Origin of the sequence: Ensifer adhaerens (genome assembly GCF_001270265.1) — a bacterium.
In the GTDB taxonomy this organism is placed as follows: domain Bacteria; phylum Pseudomonadota; class Alphaproteobacteria; order Rhizobiales; family Rhizobiaceae; genus Ensifer; species Ensifer adhaerens_B.
Window position 1 is genome coordinate 75418 of sequence record NZ_LGAP01000016.1, and the last position, 19665, is coordinate 95082.

Genomic DNA, 19665 nt, shown 5'->3' on the forward strand with positions numbered 1-19665 from the left:
CTGTCCTATCAGGTCGGAGCCCGTGGGTTAAGAGAAATTATTGTTTGAGCGATGACTGATACGACACGCTTCATGGATGCGGCCCTCGAAGAGGCCAAAAAAGCGGGCCAACGCGGCGAAGTGCCGATCGGCGCCGTCATCGTTTTCGATGGCGAAATCATCGCGCGCGCCGGAAACCGTACCCGCGAACTCAACGATATCACCGCTCATGCCGAGGTCGTTGCAATCCGCGAAGCTTCCATGGTGCTCAACGACGAAAGGCTGACGGGCGCCGATCTCTATGTCACCCTGGAGCCATGCACCATGTGCGCGGCGGCAATCTCCTTTGCCCGCATCCGTCGCCTCTATTACGGCGCCGAAGACCCCAAGGGCGGCGCGGTCGACAGCGGCGTGCGCTTTTACGGTTCGCCGACATGCCACCACGTGCCCGATGTCTATTCCGGGCTTGCCGAGCGTGAAGCCGCGGACATTCTCAGGGATTTCTTTGCCGATAAGCGGTGAGACGCCGATTATGCCGTGGCTTCAGCCGGCGGCAAAGGTCTCCAGTGCCGCGCCCGCAAGCCGGTAGCGCGTCCACTCCGACATCGGCTCGGCGCCGACTGCCTCGTAAACGCGGATTGCCGGCTCGTTCCAATCGAGAACGCTCCACTCGAAACGGCCACAACCTTCCTCGACGGCGATCTTGGCGAGATGCTTCAGCAGCATCTTGCCGGCGCCGGAGCCGCGGCAATCCGGAGTGACATAGAGGTCTTCGAGATAAAGCCCCTTGCGCGCCTGCCAGGTGGAGTAGTTGTAGAACCACATGGCGAAACCGGCCGGCTTTCCGTCCTTCTCGCAGATCACCGCGCGGGTGAGCGCGCCCGGGCCAAAAAGCGAAGCCTGCAACTGCTCGACGGTCGCCTCGACTTCGTCGGGGGCCTTCTCGTAGATGGCAAGTTCAGTGATGAAGCGCAGGATGGTTTCCGCGTCTTCCGGTCGCGCGTCGCGAATGCTGATCGTCATGATTTAGAAGGGCCAGTACCACTTGCTGCCGGAATTCTTGACCTGCGCTTCCTTCTTGCGGCGGCGCTCCTTGACCTTCTCCGGTTCCCCCAGGTCAGCCTCGGAACCTTCCGGCAGGCGGCGGTATTCGAGCGGCGGGTCGCTCAGGAAGCGGCGCTTATCGGCGTAGGCGCCCATCTCGATCTTGCGCGCTTCGCGATAGGCTTGCTGCTGCTCCTTGGCCGAAAGCCGGCGACCATTGGCGCTGGCCTTTGCAAGCGGCGAGACGTAGTTCGGGTTGTTCTTGTTGGCGTCGGCTTCTTCGCGCAGGCGATTGCGTGCTTCTTCCGGGGACTCGACCCACTCCGGATTCGCTTCGCGGCTGGCGAGCGACTTCTGCGGCTCCACGAGGGCGGTCTGCTGGCCGGACGGCGGCAGCACCAGGCCGGGGCGCGGCTGGTACTTGACCGGATCACGCTTCTGCGGAGCAATGCTCACAGCGCTTCCGAGGTCGTCCATCAACTGTTCGCCGGCCGTTTTGTCGGTGCCGTAGGTCGGGCCGCCGATGCAGCCGGAAAGCACCAGGCCGCTCGTCAAAATGGCGGCAACGCTAGCAAACAGTCGCAACTCTCGCGTCATTTCCATGAGATTCCTTCTAGCCGGCCACCGTCACGTGCGCGGCCACTCAGCGCCCATGGCGGAGAAATCCGCCAAATTTCGGGCAGGTTTTACCGGATGAATGCGGTAAGCGCAATTCATCCGGTAAATGATCCCTTAAGCCTTGAAGCCAAGTTCCCGCAGTGCGGCGGCATCACGGGCAGACACCTCAGGGTAGAGAGCGTCCGAACCGACGTCGGTCGTGATCCGCCAGGAGCGGGCGCACTTGCGGCCAACAGCGCCCTTCGGCAAGACGCTGACCTTGGCGACCTCAGGCAGACGGAAGGCGTCGGCCGGGCCTTCGCCCGCCTCGACAGTGATCGACGAGGTGATGCAGATCTCGGCGAAGTCTTCGCCTTCGAGCGCCTTCAACAGCTCCGGATCGGCGATGTAGACAACAGGAGCCGCCTCCAGCGACGAACCGATACGCTTCTCGCGACGCTCGATTTCGAGCGCGCCGGTCACGACCGTGCGCACCGCGCGGATCTTTTCCCACTTCGCCTCAAGCGCGTCGTTCTTCCATTCCGCCGGGATTGCCGGGAACTGCTCGAGATGGACCGAGACCGCATCGGGCTTGCGCGACAGCCAGGCCTCTTCGCAGGTGAAGGGCAGCATCGGCGCAAGCCACAGCACCAGGCAATCGAACAGCTTGCGGATCACGGCAAGCGCCGACCGGCGACGAAGGCTCGACGGTGCGTCGCAATAGAGCGCATCCTTGCGCACGTCGAAATAGAAGGCGGAGAGTTCGACGTTCGAGAAATCGATCAGCGCGCGCGCGATCCTCTTGAAGTCGAACGCGTCATAGCCTTCGCGAACGACCTGATCGAGCTCGGCCAGGCGATGCAGCATCAGCTTTTCCAGCTCGGGCAGTTCGGCGTAGGCGACCTCCTCGCCCTTGTCGTGCGCCAGCGTGCCCAGCATCCAGCGGATGGTGTTGCGCAGCTTGCGATAGGCGTCGATGTTGGTCTGGATGATCGTCTTGCCGAGACGCTGATCTTCCCAATAGTCCGTGGTCATCACCCAGAGGCGCAGGATGTCGGCGCCGGCATCCTTCATCACTTCCTGCGGCGTGACGGTGTTGCCCTTGGACTTCGACATCTTCTCGCCCTTCTCATCCATGGTGAAGCCATGGGTGACAACGGCGTTGTAGGGCGCACGGCCGCGCGTCGCGCAGGATTCAAGCAGCGACGAGTGGAACCAGCCGCGATGCTGGTCGGAGCCTTCGAGGTAGACGTCGGCCGGCCACTTCAGGTCCGGACGGTCTTCGAGCGTGAAGGTATGGGTCGAGCCCGAATCGAACCAGACGTCGAGAATGTCCATGACCTGGTGCCACTTCTCGTGGTCGTGGTCGTTGCCGAGGAAGCGGTCCTTGGCACCGTCGGCAAACCAGGCATCGGCGCCTTCCTGCTCGAAGGCTTCGAGAATGCGGGCATTGACGGCTTCGTCGACGAGGATCTCGCCCTGGTCGTCGGCAAAGATCGCGATCGGCACGCCCCAGGCGCGCTGGCGCGAGAGCACCCAGTCCGGGCGTCCCTCGATCATCGCACGCAGGCGGTTCTGGCCGGCACCCGGCACGAAGCGGGTGTCGTCGATCGCCGACAGGGCGCGCGAGCGCAGCGTCGTGCCGTCGCCGAAGCCCTTGTCCATGTAGACGAACCATTGCGGCGTGTTGCGGAAGATCACCGGCTTCTTGGAACGCCAGGAATGCGGATAGGAGTGCTTCAGGCGGCCGCGCGCAAACAGCGCGTGGCGGCCGATGAGCGCCTTGATGACGCGATCGTTGGCGTCACCCTTCTTGCCCTTGTCGTCGAGCACGCGTCCTGCACCACCCTCGGCGTCCGGGCCGAAGCCATGGGCGTCGGCGGTGAAATAGCCGGCGTCGTCGACGGTGAATGGGATCGCCGACGAGATGCCACGAGCTTCAAGCGCGCGGGCATTGTCCATCCAGGCGTCAAAGTCCTCGCGGCCGTGGCTGGGCGCCGTGTGCACGAAGCCGGTGCCGGCGTCGTCGGTCACATGGTCGCCGTCGAGCAGCGGCACCTTGAAGGCGTAACCGCCACCAAGGCCGTGCAACGGATGGGCGCAGGTAAGGGCCGCCAGTTCAGCGCCTTCGATATCGCGGACGAAATTGAAGGTGAGCTTGGCCTTGGCGGCGGACTCGTCTGCAAGACGCTTGGCGAAGATCAGCTTTTCGCCCGGCTGCGGGCCGAAGTCGTTCTCAGCGGTTGCAACCTCATAGAGGCCATAGGCATAACGCGAGGAGAAGGCGATCGCGCGGTTGCCGGGGATGGTCCAGGGCGTCGTCGTCCAGATCACCACGAAGGTCCCGGCAAGGCTGTCCGGACCTTCGGTGACCGGGAACTTCACCCAGATCATGTCGCTTTCGACGTCGGCATATTCGACTTCGGCTTCGGCCAGCGCCGTGCGCTCGACGACCGACCACATCACCGGCTTGGAGCCGCGATAGAGCTGGCCCATCTTGGCGATCTTCATCAGCTCGCCGGCGATGCGGGCTTCGGCGTGGAAGTTCATCGTAGTGTAGGGATTGTCGAAGTCGCCCTCGATGCCGAGGCGCTTGAACTCTTCCGCCTGGATCTGGATCCAGTCGGAGGCGAAGTCACGGCATTCCTTGCGGAATTCGTTGACCGGAACCTCGTCCTTGTTCTGGCCCTTCTCGCGGTACTTCTCCTCGATCTTCCACTCGATCGGCAGACCGTGGCAATCCCAGCCCGGCACATAGTTAGCGTCGAAACCACGCATCTGGAACGAGCGGTTGATGACGTCCTTGAGGATCTTGTTCAGCGCATGACCGATATGGATGTTGCCGTTGGCATAGGGAGGGCCGTCATGCAGCACGAATTTTTCGCGGCCGGCGGCCGAGGCGCGCAGCTTCTTGTAGAGGCCCATCTTCTGCCAGCGGGCAACCGTTTCCGGCTCCTTCTGCGGCAGGCCGGCGCGCATCGGAAACTCCGTCTGCGGCAGGTAGAGGGTGGAGGAATAGTCGATCTTCTCAGCGGTATCTGTCATGGTCTTTGCAATCATCTTTTCCGCGCGGATCAACGCGCATGCGAAAGGGTGGTATCTGGCGCATAGCCCCGAAATCCGGATCGATTTTCGGAAAGGAATATGCGCAGCTTCAAAGTTTCAGAGCGACCTTGGCGCGTCCGGGACGCGCGGCGCTCTAGAGATGACTGGGGCGTTGGAAACGCCGAAATCCCGGACCTTCCGGCGGCCTAGTGCGCGCGGAAAGCCGGGCCGATAATTCGCTGATCGATGGTCAATCGACGGTGCCGGGTCATGGTGGCCGGTTGTTTAAGGCGTTTTCGGCCTTTTGAAAAGGTCCGCCGCTTCGACGCGACGGATTTCTTTAGGCAAAGTTGATCCGGCGATCGATGTCGCCCAAGGGCGTGACACCGGAAAGAAGCGCCCTCGCCTCATCTTCGTCCTGGCGGATTTGCGCGACCAGCGGGTCGAGCCCGTCGAACTTCAGCTCGTCGCGCAGATGACCGAAGAACGAAACCGAACAGACCTCGCCGTAAAGATCGCCGGAAAAATCGAAGACGAAAGTTTCGAGCAGCGCCTCGCCGTCACTGTCGACTGTCGGACGCCGCCCGAAGCTGGCAACGCCATCGTAGAGCGAGCCGTCCGCCCGGCGGAAGCGCACGGCATAAATGCCGGTTCTAAGCTCGACCTCGGCAGGCAGGCGCATATTCGCCGTGGGATAGCCGAGACTACGTCCGAGCTTCTTGCCGTCGATCACTTCGGCCTCGACCGTGTAGCGATAGCCGAGAAGACCGGCTGCATGGGAAACGTCACCCTGGGCAAGCAGCGAGCGGATGAAGCTTGAGGAGATCACCGAGGCGTTCTCGTCACGGAAGGCGTCGACCAGAGTAACGCCGAAACCGTTTTCACCACCCGCCGCCATCAGGAAGGCCGGACCGCCTTCGCGCCCCTTGCCGAAATGGAAATCGAAGCCGGTGACGACATGCGAGGCGTGCAGCCATTCCAACAGGACCCGATGGATGAAATCGGATGCGGAAAGTTCGGAGAAGGTGCGATCGAACGGATATTCGATAACGGCGCCAAACCCCATGCCTTCGAGGATGCGGGCTTTCAGCGGCGCGGGCGTCAGCCGGAACACCGGTGTATCAGGCCGAAAAACGGTGCGAGGGTGAGGCTCGAAAGTCAGCACCAGAGCGGGTACGCCCCGCGCCTTGGCTTCTTCCAGCGCTCGTTCGAGCACCGATTGGTGGCCGCGGTGCACACCGTCGAAATTGCCGATGGCGACTACGCCACCGCGCAGGCGCTCGGGCAGCGGGTCGCGGGTCTCGTTGCGATGAAAAACCGTCATCTCAGTCTTCCCGTCACGCGAGCCTGGGCATCCACCACTTCGGCGAGGCGCCCTCCTTTTTCAGGAAGGCTGTAAGCTTCGCTTCGTCGGTCCGGCTTTCGTTCATGTATTCCTGCGCGTGAATACCGGCGCTTATGTAGAGCAGATCGAAACCGGCATCCTGGGCACCCTTGACGTCGGTCGGCATGCCGTCGCCGACAGCGATGACACGCGACAGATCGAGTGGACCGCGAACAGCCTTGGCTTCCGTCAGCGCGGCGCGGTAGATCGAGATATAGGGTTTTCCGGCGATGCGGGCTTCGCCGCCGAGCTCCTCGTAGAGCTTGGCGATGGCGCCGGCGCAGGGGATCAGCCGGTGGCCGCGCTCGACCACCAGATCCGGATTGGCGCAGATAAACGGAATCTTGCGCTTGGCAAGACCGGTCAGTGTCGCGCGGTAATGCTCCGGCGTTTCGGTTTCATCGTCATAGAAGCCGGCGCAGACGACGGTCTCGGCATCCTCCGACGAAACGATCTCGGTGCCGAGCCCTTCGAGCAACGGCAGATCGCGTTCGGCGCCGATGAAGAAGATCTTCTTGTCGGCTGCAGCGATCAAAGTGCGGGTCACATCGCCCGACGTGACGATGCGATCATAGGCTTCATCGGGAACGCCAAGCCCGCGGATCTGTACCTTGACGCTCGGGCTCGGCCGGGGCGAGTTGGTGATGAGAACAACCGTCAGGCCTGCGGCACGCGCTTCCGCCAGGGCCTCGCAGGCCGACGCAAACGCCTGAACGCCGTTGTGGAGAACACCCCAGACGTCACAGAGCACGACGTCATAGCGCCCTGCGATTTCCCGAAAACTGTTGATCCTTGCGGCCATGCGGGCTTCCTGCAAACTCGGTTTCCGGCTTGCATCGCAAGGAAGGGGCAAGAATACAAGCCTCGGCCCCAGAAAAACGCCGCCGTTCCCAAGGATTCGACGACCGGCTGCCCCTTCCGCCCCGAGGGGACCGACGGACAACCGGACCTCGACAAGGTACCGCTTGCGCGGCGGAAACCTCGTCGGGCAACAGGACGAAACAAACATTCAAGACCAAGCTTCGCCCAAATTCCGACTGCTTCGTGCCACAAGGATGCGCGCGTGCCCACCCCGGCCCGGCAGCCGTTGGTCTCCAGTCATGCCCCGCCGATAACCATGTCGCCTGAAATTTTTTGATCGGCCAATCCTTGACTCGTCCAGGAGCCAGCCTTATCTCGGCCTCGCTAGCACTCGACAACAGGGAGTGCTAACACCCATCCATCGGGTCGATGAACGATCCGTAATGTCATTTGATCGAGGGATTAGACTAATGGCAAGCACCAATTTCCGCCCGCTGCACGACCGCGTTGTCGTCCGCCGCGTCGAGTCTGAGGAAAAGACCAAGGGCGGCATCATCATTCCGGACACCGCTAAGGAAAAGCCGCAGGAAGGCGAAATCGTCGCTGTTGGCTCGGGCGCCCGTGACGAAAGCGGCAAGGTTGTTGCTCTCGATGTCAAGGCTGGCGACCGCGTTCTGTTCGGCAAGTGGTCGGGCACCGAAGTCAAGATCAACGGCGAAGACCTTCTCATCATGAAGGAAGCCGACATCATGGGCATCATCGGCTGATCCGCCGTCGTCCACACCTTTCCATGACAACCAATGGGCAATGAGCCCGGGAGTTTTCTCAAATGGCTGCAAAAGAAATCAAGTTCGGCCGCACCGCGCGCGAAAAGATGCTGCGTGGCGTCGACATCCTCGCTGACGCGGTAAAGGTCACGCTCGGCCCGAAGGGTCGTAACGTTATCATCGACAAGTCCTTCGGCGCTCCGCGCATCACCAAGGACGGCGTATCGGTCGCCAAGGAAATCGAACTCGAAGACAAGTTCGAAAACATGGGCGCCCAGATGGTCCGCGAAGTTGCTTCGAAGACCAACGACATCGCTGGCGACGGCACCACGACTGCAACGGTTCTCGCCCAGGCGATCGTTCGCGAAGGCGCCAAGGCCGTTGCTGCCGGCATGAACCCGATGGACCTGAAGCGCGGTATCGACCTCGCTGTCACCGAAGTCGTCAAGGATCTCCAGGCCAAGGCCAAGAAGATCAACACCTCGGAAGAAGTCGCACAGGTCGGCACGATCTCGGCCAACGGCGAGCGTCAGATCGGCCTCGACATCGCAGAAGCGATGCAGAAGGTCGGCAACGAAGGCGTCATCACCGTTGAAGAAGCCAAGACCGCCGAAACCGAACTCGAAGTCGTCGAAGGCATGCAGTTCGACCGTGGCTACCTCAGCCCCTACTTCGTCACCAACCCGGAAAAGATGGTCGCTGACCTCGACGACGTCTTCGTTCTCCTCCACGAGAAGAAGCTCTCGAACCTCCAGGCCATGCTCCCGGTTCTCGAAGCCGTCGTTCAGACCGGCAAGCCGCTCCTCATCATCGCTGAAGACGTCGAAGGCGAAGCTCTTGCGACCCTCGTCGTCAACAAGCTGCGTGGCGGCCTGAAGATCGCTGCCGTCAAGGCTCCTGGCTTCGGCGATCGCCGCAAGGCCATGCTCGAAGACATCGCCATCCTGACCGGTGGTACCGTGATCTCCGAAGACCTCGGCATCAAGCTCGAAAACGTCACGCTCGACATGCTCGGCCGTGCGAAGAAGGTTTCGATCTCCAAGGAAAACACCACGATCGTCGACGGTGCCGGCCAGAAGAGCGACATCGAAGGCCGCGTTTCCCAGATCAAGGCCCAGATCGAAGAAACCACTTCCGACTACGACCGCGAAAAGCTGCAGGAACGTCTTGCCAAGCTCGCTGGCGGCGTTGCCGTGATCCGCGTTGGCGGTTCGACGGAAGTTGAAGTGAAGGAAAAGAAGGACCGCATCGACGACGCTCTCAACGCGACGCGCGCTGCTGTTCAGGAAGGCATCGTACCGGGCGGCGGCGTTGCCCTGCTGCGTTCTTCCGTCAAGATCACCGTCAAGGGTGTCAACGACGACCAGGAAGCCGGCATCAACATCGTTCGTCGCGCTCTGCAGGCTCCGGCCCGCCAGATCGCTGAGAACGCTGGTGACGAAGCTTCGATCGTTGTCGGCAAGATCCTCGACAAGGACCAGGACAACTTCGGCTACAACGCTCAGACCGGCGAATACGGCGACATGATTGCCATGGGCATCATCGACCCGGTCAAGGTCGTTCGCACCGCCCTTCAGGACGCAGCTTCGGTTGCTGGCCTCCTCGTCACGACGGAAGCCATGATCGCCGAACTGCCGAAGAAGGACGCTCCGGCAATGCCGGGCGGCATGGGCGGCATGGGCGGCATGGACATGATGTGATAGGGCGCTAGCCCAATCGCAGCATCGTCCATAAAGCTTCGCCCATGCACTTATAGTGGTTCAGCGCGCCAAGCGCGCTGAACGGGCGGCATGGACATGATGTGATAGGCGCTAGCCCAATCGCAGCATCGTCCAAAAAGCTTCGCCCATGCACTTATAGCGGTTCAGCGCGCCAAGCGCGCTGAACGGGCGGCATGGACATGATGTGATAGGGCGACAGCCTTATCGCGGACCTGTTCAAGCAGATCCACGGTGATCCATCCGGATCGGAAAGGGCGACCCTCGGGTCGCCCTTTCTTGTTTTTGCGGCAATCCGCCGGCTGCATCTCACGTGCACGTCAAAGCTGTCCGCAGGAAAAATTACCCGGCAGCTGCAGCAGCACTAAAAAGACGTTGAAGTCGAAAAAAAACGAACTATAACACCGCCCCAAGTGGACAGAGATTCACGAGAGACTGGATCACGGGCCCAAAGCGAGCGAAAAATCGCTCAAACTTTTCGTATTAACTGTGTGTCCAAGCTCTCTTTGAGAACATCACGCAAAGCATATAAGTATTTAATCGCAAAGTAAGCCAACTTTTCCTGCGAAATCATTTCGCTTGGCGGGCTGCATCACAGTTTCGCGACCTTTCAGTACAGAAAAATGCACACGACCTATCGTGCGCGTTCTTCTTTCTATCGGTCGATGGCAGGCGAAGGTTGTATATTGGGATGTGCTTGCCTGGTCGGACAACGACGTTCGCCAGGGGCCGCGCTGGGGTAGACCGTGTTTAAGATCACGAGAACAAATTCAGTTCCCCTTGGCGTCCCCGGGCAGATGCATGCCGGCCTTCCGCATCAGGAATTCCTGGAGCAGTTCTGCGTCTCCGAGGGATGGTCGGGCGATCTGTCGACGGGCCTGTTCCGGCTTGGCGAGAAGGCTTCGGCTATCCACGGCCTCAACGAGAGCGAATGCGGTCTGCTCAACTTCGTGCGCTGCTACGACCCTGCCGACCGCAACCACGTGCTCGAACTTTTCGAGCAGGCGGCAACCAGTTGCTCGTCCTTCTGCTTCTCGACGACGATCAGCCTCGAATCCGGCCACAAGCAGCCGGTGTTCTGCATCGGTGAATCCTCGGGCCTCGAGGAGCGCTATTCAGGCACGATTCACGGTATCTTCTTCTTCCCGCGCTTCCTTGTCGAAGGCGCCGGAAAGATGCTGCTGCGTCAGTAGGCGCATCCTCGACTTTGACTGATGTCTCCGGCCCCACCGGAGACATGGAGCAGGGGCGTAAAGGCGCGGCGCCCTCAGGCTGCCGCCACCTTCACCTTACCGGTAGCGAGAGTTGAGATCGGTGCCGGCCTGCCGAGCAGGTAACCCTGTGCCTCGTCACATCCTTCCGCCTGCAGGATCTCGAGCTGCTTCTGCGTCTCGACGCCTTCGGCCAGGACGGGAACGGAGAGGCTCTGCCCGAGGGCCAGGATGGCGCGGACGATCGCCTTGGCCTGCGGGCTTGCTTCCACCTCCCACATGAAGCTCTTGTCGAGCTTGATCTTGTCGAACGGGAAGGACCGCAGCGTCTCGAGCGACGAATAGCCGGTGCCGAAGTCGTCGATCGCGATGGTGACCCCAAGCTCCTTGATCTGGCGGAGGGTCAGAAGCGCGCGCTCCTTGTCGTCGATGATCGTCGATTCCGTGATTTCAAGTTCCAGCCGCTTCGGGTCGAGCCCGGTTTCGGAAAGCACCTCCTCGACCAGGCTGACGATGTCGCCATTGGCAAGCTGCACGGGCGAAAGATTGACGGCGATCTTGTGGGTGCTTTGCCAACCCGCGGCCTCGCGGCAGGCCTCGCGCAGAACCCATTCGCCGATCGGCAGGATCGCGCCGCATTCTTCTGCAAGCGGAATGAACTCGTTCGGGGGCACCATGCCGCGTTCGGGATGGTGCCAGCGCAGAAGCACTTCATAACCGATGACGTCGCCGGTCATCACCGACTTCTGAACCTGATAATGCAGCGCCAGCTGTTTCTTCTCGATCGCATCCCACAGGTCGTTGGCAAGGCTACGCCTTTGGCGCGCGGCCTCATCCATTGAAACTTCGTAGAAGCAGACGGTCTGGTTCAGCGCAGCCTTGGCGCGGTACATCGCAAGGTCGGCATTGTTGATCAGCGTGTCGGCCGTCTCGGCGTCCTGCGGATAGATGGCGACACCCATGCTGCCGCCGGACTTCAACTCGAAGTCGCCGAACCGCATTTCCTCATGCAGGCTCTTCTCGATGCGGCGGAGGAAGTCGTTAAGTTCGGACAGTTCCTCGAAGCACTTGACGGCTGCGAACTCATCGCCGCCGAAGCGTGCCACGAATTCGCCTTCCAGCAGCAGCGATTTCATCCGCTGGGCAATCGTCACCAGCACGAAATCGCCGGCGGCATGGCCATGCAGATCGTTGACTTCCTTGAACTTGTTGAGGTCGAGACCGATCACGGCAACCTTGCGCGAGAACCAGGCGGCCGCATCGAGCTCTTCTTCCAGATAGCTGCTGAACTGCAGCCGGTTCGGAAGGCCCGTCAGGCTGTCGTGGCGCGCGAGGAACGAAATCTGCTCCTCGCTGTCCAGGCGTTCGGTGATGTCCTCGTAGGTGCTGACCCAGCCACCATCGGCAAGGGTGCGATGCTTGGTCAGGATCGAGCGTCCATTCGGCAGCTTTTCGACGATGTCGCCACCGCCCTTGCCGACCATGTCGACGCGATGCTTCTGGTAGAGCTCGTCTGATTTCGCCCGGGCGATTGCCGGGTCGGAATAGGTGCGGGCAAAAACCTCGTCGAGGATCTGGCGGAACGTCAGGCCTTTTCCGGCCAGCGTCTCGGAGAAACCGAAGATCTCGCGGCAGCGCCGGTTCGAAAGCAGCAGACGGTCGCCGCTGTCGAAGAGGCAAATGCCCTGCGACATGTTCTCAAGCGCAATGTCGAGATTCTTGCTCACTTCGGCGATGCGATCCGCATCGACCTTTTCCTTGGTGATGTCCTTGACGATCTTGATGAAGCCCGCATGCGTGCCATCCTCGTGCAGGAAGGGATCGATCACCACATGCGCCCAGAAGCGCGTGCCATCCCTGCGGTAGCGCCAGCCTTCACACTCGAACTTGCCGTTGGTATAGGCTTCGTCGAGCGCCTGTTGCGGTACCCCTGCCCGCTGATCCTCGGGCGAATAGAAGCATGCGAAACTCTTGCCGACGATTTCGTCGGCTGTATACCCCTTGTTGGCTTCGGCGCCGGCATTCCAGCTCGCGACGTGGCCTTTCACGTCGAGCATGTAGATGGCGTAGTCCTTGACGCTTCGCACGAAGCGGGCGAATTCGCGCTCGGACGCGGCAGCGGAAAGCTCAGCATGGTGCGCAAAACCCGCGGCAAGCAAGACCATGGTCAACAGGAAGAAAGCGGTTCCGGCGATGACGAAGACCAGAAAATGCGGCTGCATCATTCCCTCGGGCGACGCCGACAGCAAATCGGCCTCGATCGTCACGGCGCCCATCGCAGTGAAGTGCAAGGCGACGATGCCAAGCGTCATGAAGAGCGTCGCGAGAATTTTCGCCTTCAGAGGTCGATCGATGTGCGTGACGGCCCGCAAGGCACCGATATCGAACAGGGAACCGGAGACGACGGAGACGACGACAAGCGTCCAGTCCCAGCGGATGCTGCCTGGAACATCGAGCGCCGCCATGCCGAGGAAATGCATGCAGGCGACACCGGAGCCGAGAACGATGCCGCCAGCAATCCAGGCGACAGCTCCCTGCGCATAGGTGGCAATCAGCAGGGCCATCGTCGTCAGAACGACCGCGGCGCCAAGCGACAGGGCCGTCAGATCGATCTGGTAGCCGAGTACGACGCCTGGATCGTAGGCAAGCATGGCGATGAAGTGGGTCGCCCAGATGCCGAAGCCGCTGGCGATGCCGGCAGCCACTGCCCATATCGCCTTCGCCTTGCCCGTGGAGGAGCGTCCTCGCTGAAGCAAGGTCACCGCGCCGTAGCTCGAAAGGAAGCAGATGAGGGCGGCGAGCACGACCAGCTTGGGATCATGCTCGACCACGAGGCATGTAAGAACCTTGAACATCGCCAAACGCCTAAATGAAACTTCTGGTCCGGAAAGGGATCTCCCACTTCCGGTTTATCGCTTCTGTTGGCGTCGTGCGGTTTAAGGAATGGTGAAAGTCAGCGCGCAACTGACGTTTCGAAACAGGACAATGCTTTCGTCCTTAACGAAGGCTGAAATGCCACCGCCTTGTAGTTGAACATTTCGAACCGGCGCAATGACACCGTGACGGTCGCGCCACTAAGCTTGAGCCAGAAGCGCTTTCAGGTCCGATTGCGGATCGGCAATTACCGCCCTGTCCGGGTGGATGCCCGTCTCCAGAAGCTTCTTGCCGGTGACATAGGCCTTGGCGTCGTTAATCGCGTCGACGGCCAAGAGCTTGCCCTCTCGGAAGTACCAGACGGAAACGCTGCCCTCGCGCGGGCCGGGGCGAACGATGGTTTCGTCGTGACCGAGGCCAAAGCCGGCAATCTGCAGTTTGACGTCGTACTGGTCCGACCAGAACCACGGCTTGGGAGCATAGGGCTCGACCCCGCCGCCAATGACGGCCGCCACCGCCTCGGCCTGATCCACGGCATTCTGAACGGATTCAAGGCGGATGCGCATGTTGTCCCACGGTTGGACGGCGCAATCGCCCATCGCGAAAATTGCCGGATCGGTGGTGCGGCCGTGGCTGTCGACAACGATGCCGCCGGCGGTTTCGAGGCCGGCGGCATGCGCCAGGTGATCGTTGGCCGTCACGCCGATGCCGACGATGACGAGGTCGACCGCAAGCACCGACCCGTCGGACAGCTCGACACCGGTCACGCGGCCATTCTCGCCGACCAGCCGGTTGAGCCCTGTTCCCTCGCGGATATCGACACCGCGCGACCGATGGATCTCGCGCACGATGCCCGACGTTGCCGAGGAGGCGACGCGCTGCAGGATGCGGTCGGCCATCTCGATCACTGTGACCTCAAGCCCAAGCGTGCGCGCAACCGCCGCGGCCTCGAGGCCGATATAGCCGCCGCCGACGACAAGCGCCCGCTTGCCCGGCTTCATCTCTTCGGCCAGCAGGTCGGCATCCCTGAAATCGCGGACGGTGAAAACGCCGTCGAGGTCGCCGCCGACCGAGGCCGGCAAACGACGTGGGGTGGCGCCGGTTGCAAATGCCAGGGTCTCGTAGTCGAGCGAAGTGCCGTCGCTCAACGTCACGCGCCTGGCGGCGCGGTCGAGCTCCGTCACCGTGGTCGAGAGCTGGATATCGACGTTGTGCTCGCCGTACCAGGCCTCCGGGCGATAGAGCAGCCGATCGAGGCTCATCTCGCGAAGCAGATACTTCTTGGAAAGCGGCGGGCGCTGATAGGGCAGGCTTGCCTCGGACGCGACCATGGTGATCGGCCTTTCGTCCTTCAGCGCCCGCAGTTTGGCGACCAACGCAAAGGCGGCCTGACCGCCACCGATAACAACAAGCCTTCCGGACACGCTCTCACCCGTCGTTTATTCGTTTGTACAACAAGGCGTAGCCTTTCCACCCGAGCCACGTCAACTCGCACGAATGGCCACACCGCCGGCGGCTCAGACCTTGGCCGGGATTTCCATCCCTTTTTGGGCTGCCGGGCGCGCCAGCCCGCGCTCGACCCAAGCCATCACATTCGGGAAACTCCTGTAGTCGTCCTCGAAACGAATGGCGGGAACGGCGTCCGCCGCTTGCGCGGCGTAGATAAGGTCATTCGCGGGCGTTTGTCAGCGGGTGAGGCAAAATTTACCGCGTTACGGTAATCGCAGCGCCCGGCGCCGAAGGACCAGGGCGTGCCCGCCGGCGAGACGGGCGGCTGGTGCACGTCTCGAAAAGCCAAGGGTCAGAGCGCGCCGCGCACGGCCGCGATGATCCGGTCGACGACCGGGTCGCCATCGTGCGCCGGCTTGCGTGCGCGCACCAGGCAGGCTTCCGACCGCAGGATGACGCCGTCGGCAAGGATCTTCAGGTGGTTGGCGTGCAGGGTCGAGCCGGTCGAGGTGATATCGACAATGATATCGGCGGAGCCGGAGGCCGGCGCGCCCTCGGTCGCCCCGAGGCTCTCGACGATCCGGTAGAGCTGGATACCGTGACTGCCCGAGAAATGGTTCTGCGTCAGCCGCCAGTATTTCGTGGCGATCGCCAGCCGCCGGCCGTGGCGGGCGCGAAAGTCGGCAGCAACGTCACCGAGGTCTGCCATGGTGTCGACGTCGTACCAGATCTCCGGAACCGCGACGACGACATCGGCATGACCGAAGCCGAGGCGAGCGCAGAACTCGACGCGGGCATCGGCATTGGCAAGGCCCTCGCGCACGAGATCCTCCCCCGTGACGCCGAAATCGATCGTGCCGTTGCCGAGTTCGCGCGAAATCTCCGAGGCCGACAGGAAGGCGATCTCGACATCGTCCCAGCCTTCGACCCGGCCGCGATAGGAGCGGTCATTGCCGACGGCAACGATCTTCATGCCGGCGCGCTCGAAGATCGCGGAGGCGTCGTCCTTCATCCGCCCCTTGGACGGCAGTGCGATGGTGATGGTCATGCGGCACCTCCGCTGGCGGCGATCGCCGCTTCGATCCGGTCGAGCCAGAGCGAGAAGCCGACGGCGGGAATATGTTCCCGCGCGCCAAGCAAGGTCAGGAGCCGATCGAAGCGTCCGCCACCGGCAAGCACGGCCGGTGTCCCCTCGACTTCGACTTCGAAAACGAGGCCGGTATAATAATCGAGCGGGCGGCCGAAGGCGGCGCGGTAGCGAATGACGCCGACATCGGCGCCGATATCGGCAAGCGCCGCCACACGCGCATCAAAGCGCGCCAGCGCTCCATCGAGCGTCAGGCCGGTCTTCTCGGCAAAGCGGAAGAGCGCTGCCGGCGCTTCGCCAAGCGGCATGTCGAGCGCCAGGAATTCACGCACGAGGTCCAGCGTGTCCGGATCAAGCCGGGTATTCGCCAGTTCCATCTTTTCCTTCAGGCGGCGGGCGATGTCCTGCGGAGAGCGGCTGGCATTGGTCGAGTAGCCCGTCGCCTCCATGGTTTCGCCGATATGGGCGACAAGCCGCGCCTCGTCATCGAGCATACCGCTGATCGCCAGCCGCTCGACCTCCGGGCCGAACACGCCGGCGGCCCTTGGATCGGCAAGCTCGGCAAGCAGCTTCTGCAGGTGCTTCTGGTCGCCGAAGGCATGGATCAGCCGCTTCTGCCACCCGCCCGGCAGGCCGCAGGCACCGACGACCGCCTCGAACACCGACTGGTCGCCGAGCGTTACCGCCAGACGCCGGCCAGGAAGGCGATTGGCGACAACCCGCATGGCATTGCCGACCGCGCGTGCGTCCGAGGCGGCGATATCGGTATCACCGAGATCCTCAATGCCGGCCTGATAGAATTCGTTGCCGCCTTCGCGGCGCTGGCGGAACACCTCGCCGAGATAGGCATAGCGCTTGGGGGTGCCGGTCGCGGTTTCGATGTGGCGAAGGCAGACGGGAATGGTGAACTCCGGCCGCAGGCAGAGGCTCTCGCCAGTCTCGCTCTCGGTCATGAAAATGCGGCGGCGAAGGTCCTCGCCGGCCATGGCGAGAAACGGCTCCGCCGGCTGGATCACCGGCGTGTCGACCCTGAGCGTTCCGAGGCTTTCGAACTCGGCAAGCAGATCTGCGGAAAAGGCGGGAAGGTTGATCAGAGGCATCGCCGTCAGCCAGCCCTCGCCCGATCCTCGGCCTGTGCCGCGAGCATTTCACGCACCTTTTCGACAAGGTTACCGGCAGGCACGGAGACCTGCGCGACCCGCGCCTCGCGCCATGCCGCGTTGTCCTCGATTTCGCCCGACAGTCGCTTGCCCTCAATCAGGTCCTTGATCTGCACCAGACCGGCCGCGCGCTCGTCACCGCCCTGGATGATCGCCAGCGGCGCCCCGCGACGGTCGGCATATTTCAGCTGGTCGCCGAAATTCTTCTTGTTGCCCTGGTACATCTCGGCGCGAACGCCGGCATGGCGAAGCTGCTGCACGAAGCGCTGATAGTGGCCCATGCTGTCGATGTCACGGTCCATGACGCAGACGACGACCGGCGCGATAACCTCTGACGAGCCGAGTTTGCCGAGGTTCTTCAGCGCGGTCATCAGGCGCGAGACACCAATCGAGAAACCGGTGGCCGGCACCGGCTGGCCCATGAAGCGCGAGACGAGGCCGTCATAACGACCGCCGCCGCCGACCGAACCGAAGACGACCTTTTCGCCCTTCTCGTTGGTTACGGCAAACTGCAACTCAGCCTCGAAAACCGGGCCTGTATAGTATTCGAGACCGCGAACGACCGAGGGGTCGATCTTGATGCGGTCGGCCTCATAGCCGGCGCTCAGTACCAGGCTGCGGATGGTGTTGAGCTCGTCGACACCCTCGCCGCCCTTGGTCGTGCCGGCAACGAGTGCTGCGAGTTCGGCAGCGCTTTCGGCGTAGTCCTGGATCCCGACGAAGAACAGAACCTTGTCGATCTGCTCGCCGCTCAAGCCGGCGCCCTTGGTGAAATCGCCGCTCTCGTCCTTGCGGCCTTCGCCGAGCAGCAGACGCACGCCTTCGGTGCCGAACTTGTCGAGCTTGTCGATGGCGCGCAGCACCGTCAGGCGCGCATTCGCCTTGTCGTCACCGCCCAGCCCGATCGCCTCCATGACACCGTCGAGAACCTTGCGGTTGTTGACCCGGATCACATAATCGCCGCGCTTGATGCCGAGCGCTTCCATCGTGTCGGCCATCATCATGCACATTTCCGCATCGGCCTGGACGCCGGCAGCACCAACCGTATCGGCATCGAACTGCATGAACTGGCGGAAGCGGCCCGGGCCCGGCTTTTCGTTGCGGAAGACGTAGCCGGCGCGATAGGTGCGGAAGGGAAGCTGGATCTCGTTGAAGTTCTCGGCGACGTGACGGGCAAGCGGCGCCGTCAGATCGTAACGCAGCGACATCCACTGGTCGTCGTCATCCGTCAGCGAAAACACGCCCTCGTTCGGGCGATCGCTGTCGGGCAGGAACTTTCCAAGCGCGTCGGTGTATTCGAACAGCGGCGTTTCGACCGGATCGAAACCATAGCGCTCGTAAACTTCGCGGATCTTGACCATCATCTCGTCGGTTGCGCGAATATCGGCAGCCGCGCGATCGACAAAGCCGCGCGGCAGGCGCGCCTTGAGCTTCTGCGGTTTCTTTTGTTTCTCGGTCATGGGAAGCATTCCGGGCTATCAGCGGGTTTGGAGCTTTCCCTATCGGATCGAGGCATGGGCGGCAAGGGTTTGCGCAGCGCAAAGCATGCTCTTGCGGCCAGCACCGGCTTTGGCAGCCTCTCCCCAGGGGTCGCGTTGGCGGAGGCCGAACTCGAACACGGGAAGGAGATGACGCGATCCGCAAAGTTGCGCAGGAACGACGGGTGACCCGCCGCCGTCCTCCCGGCGCCTCCGCGGCTGGCGCCGCCAAGCAGCCGATTTCAGGATCTCAGGCCACTTGAGGCATGGGTCGCGAGAGGCTCTGCCTCAACCCCTCGACCGCGCTCCTGCAATGGCACCCCTCGATATGATCGTTGACGAGGCCCATGGCCTGCATGAAGGCGTAGATCGTCGTCGGGCCGACGAAGGTCCAGCCGCGCTTCTTCAGGTCCTTGGAGATCCGCGTCGAGGTCGGCGTCGTCGGATTGGCGGCGATCACCTCGTAGCTGACAAATGTCGGCCGCTCGTCCGGGCCGGGTTCGTGCGACCAGAAATAGGCGGCAAGCGAACCGAACTCGGCTTTAAGCTCCTGGGCCCGCTTGGCGTTGTTGATGGTCGAGACGATCTTGCCGCGGTGGCGCACGATGCCTGTATCGGCAAGGCAGCGCTCGATGTCGGCATCGCCGAACGTCGCGACCTTGTCGAAATCGAAGCCGGCGAAAGCGGCGCGAAAGGCCTCGCGCTTTCTCAAGATCGTCAGCCAGGAGAGGCCGGATTGAAACCCTTCCAGACAGATCTTCTCGAAGAGGCGCCGGTCATCGGTGACCGGCCGTCCCCACTCCTCGTCGTGATAGCGCCTGTAGTCGTCGAGATTGCTCTGCCAGGCGCAGCGCCCAAGGCCGTCATCACCGATCATTATGCCTTTGGTCGTCATCGTCCGCCCCGTTTCATCCTGTTCTTGCCCATTTACCATTCACAAACCAGATTCCTAAAGCGACGGATAACCCTACCCAAAGCTTTATCGACGCTTCGGGCCTTTCACGGGCTGTCGTTTACCATTCCGTGGCGCCACGATGACACGATCGCGCCGTTGCCAAGGCGCATGCCGAC

Annotated in this window: 15 protein-coding genes and 1 pseudogene; 4 read left to right on the forward strand and 12 right to left on the reverse strand. The window is 62.1% G+C overall.

Annotated features, from left to right (window positions below; genetic code table 11):
* Positions 1 to 51: 51 nt before the first annotated feature.
* Positions 52 to 501 (forward strand): nucleoside deaminase, encoded by a 450-nt coding sequence (locus tag AC244_RS21460; protein WP_053250858.1) that lies wholly within the window; start codon positions 52 to 54, stop codon positions 499 to 501.
* Between the two features lie 21 nt (positions 502 to 522).
* Here AC244_RS21460 and AC244_RS21465 read toward each other — a convergent pair whose 3' ends face one another.
* From AC244_RS21465 to AC244_RS21485, 5 genes are all read right to left on the reverse strand, one after another.
* A complete protein-coding gene (locus AC244_RS21465) occupies positions 523 to 1002 on the reverse strand; it encodes a GNAT family N-acetyltransferase (RefSeq protein ID WP_053250859.1) in 480 nt (159 codons plus the stop codon).
* Between the two features lie 3 nt (positions 1003 to 1005).
* Positions 1006 to 1626, reverse strand: a complete 621-nt coding sequence (locus AC244_RS21470; protein ID WP_053250860.1) for a hypothetical protein — start codon at positions 1624 to 1626, stop codon at positions 1006 to 1008.
* 129 nt (positions 1627 to 1755) lie between these two features.
* Positions 1756 to 4665, reverse strand: a complete 2910-nt coding sequence (ileS, locus tag AC244_RS21475; RefSeq protein ID WP_053250905.1) for an isoleucine--tRNA ligase — start codon at positions 4663 to 4665, stop codon at positions 1756 to 1758.
* A 340-nt stretch (positions 4666 to 5005) separates the two neighbouring features.
* Positions 5006 to 5989, reverse strand: coding sequence for a bifunctional riboflavin kinase/FAD synthetase (locus AC244_RS21480; protein ID WP_053250861.1), 984 nt, complete (start codon positions 5987 to 5989; stop codon positions 5006 to 5008).
* A gap of 13 nt (positions 5990 to 6002) precedes the next feature.
* Positions 6003 to 6851 carry a TIGR01459 family HAD-type hydrolase gene (locus AC244_RS21485; RefSeq protein WP_053250906.1) on the reverse strand — a complete coding sequence of 283 codons (849 nt, stop codon included), beginning with the start codon at positions 6849 to 6851 and terminating at the stop codon, positions 6003 to 6005.
* 469 nt (positions 6852 to 7320) lie between these two features.
* On the opposite strand from AC244_RS21485, the gene groES reads away from it, so the two are divergent.
* The 3 genes from groES (at position 7321) to AC244_RS21500 (ending at position 10528) form a co-directional block, all read left to right on the forward strand.
* Positions 7321 to 7617, forward strand: a complete 297-nt coding sequence (gene groES / locus AC244_RS21490) for a co-chaperone GroES (protein WP_004675403.1) — start codon at positions 7321 to 7323, stop codon at positions 7615 to 7617.
* A gap of 62 nt (positions 7618 to 7679) precedes the next feature.
* Positions 7680 to 9317 (forward strand): chaperonin GroEL, encoded by a 1638-nt coding sequence (groL, locus tag AC244_RS21495; RefSeq protein ID WP_053250862.1) that lies wholly within the window; start codon positions 7680 to 7682, stop codon positions 9315 to 9317.
* 764 nt (positions 9318 to 10081) lie between these two features.
* Positions 10082 to 10528, forward strand: a complete 447-nt coding sequence (locus tag AC244_RS21500) for a hypothetical protein (protein ID WP_053250863.1) — start codon at positions 10082 to 10084, stop codon at positions 10526 to 10528.
* 74 nt (positions 10529 to 10602) lie between these two features.
* On the opposite strand, the gene AC244_RS21505 is transcribed toward AC244_RS21500, so the two are convergent.
* The 7 genes and pseudogenes from AC244_RS21505 to AC244_RS21530 form a co-directional block, all read right to left on the reverse strand.
* Positions 10603 to 13401 (reverse strand): EAL domain-containing protein, encoded by a 2799-nt coding sequence (locus AC244_RS21505; RefSeq protein WP_053250907.1) that lies wholly within the window; start codon positions 13399 to 13401, stop codon positions 10603 to 10605.
* Positions 13402 to 13620: 219 nt separating this feature from the next.
* Positions 13621 to 14844 carry an NAD(P)/FAD-dependent oxidoreductase gene (locus AC244_RS21510; RefSeq protein WP_053250864.1) on the reverse strand — a complete coding sequence of 408 codons (1224 nt, stop codon included), beginning with the start codon at positions 14842 to 14844 and terminating at the stop codon, positions 13621 to 13623.
* Between the two features lie 93 nt (positions 14845 to 14937).
* Positions 14938 to 15033 (reverse strand): annotated as a pseudogene (locus AC244_RS36615) (glutathione S-transferase); the annotation flags it as partial.
* Positions 15034 to 15221: 188 nt separating this feature from the next.
* Positions 15222 to 15917, reverse strand: coding sequence for an ATP phosphoribosyltransferase (gene hisG / locus AC244_RS21515; protein ID WP_053250865.1), 696 nt, complete (start codon positions 15915 to 15917; stop codon positions 15222 to 15224).
* Complete coding sequence (locus AC244_RS21520) at positions 15914 to 17056, reverse strand: ATP phosphoribosyltransferase regulatory subunit (protein WP_053250866.1); 1143 nt, start codon at positions 17054 to 17056, stop codon at positions 15914 to 15916. The genes hisG and AC244_RS21520 overlap by 4 nt, the downstream gene beginning before the upstream one ends.
* Before the next feature lie 5 nt (positions 17057 to 17061).
* Entirely contained in the window at positions 17062 to 18576 is a 1515-nt protein-coding gene (gene hisS, locus AC244_RS21525) for a histidine--tRNA ligase (protein WP_063934134.1), read from the reverse strand.
* A gap of 268 nt (positions 18577 to 18844) precedes the next feature.
* Positions 18845 to 19489, reverse strand: a complete 645-nt coding sequence (locus AC244_RS21530) for a DNA-3-methyladenine glycosylase I (RefSeq protein WP_053250868.1) — start codon at positions 19487 to 19489, stop codon at positions 18845 to 18847.
* Positions 19490 to 19665 lie beyond the last annotated feature (176 nt).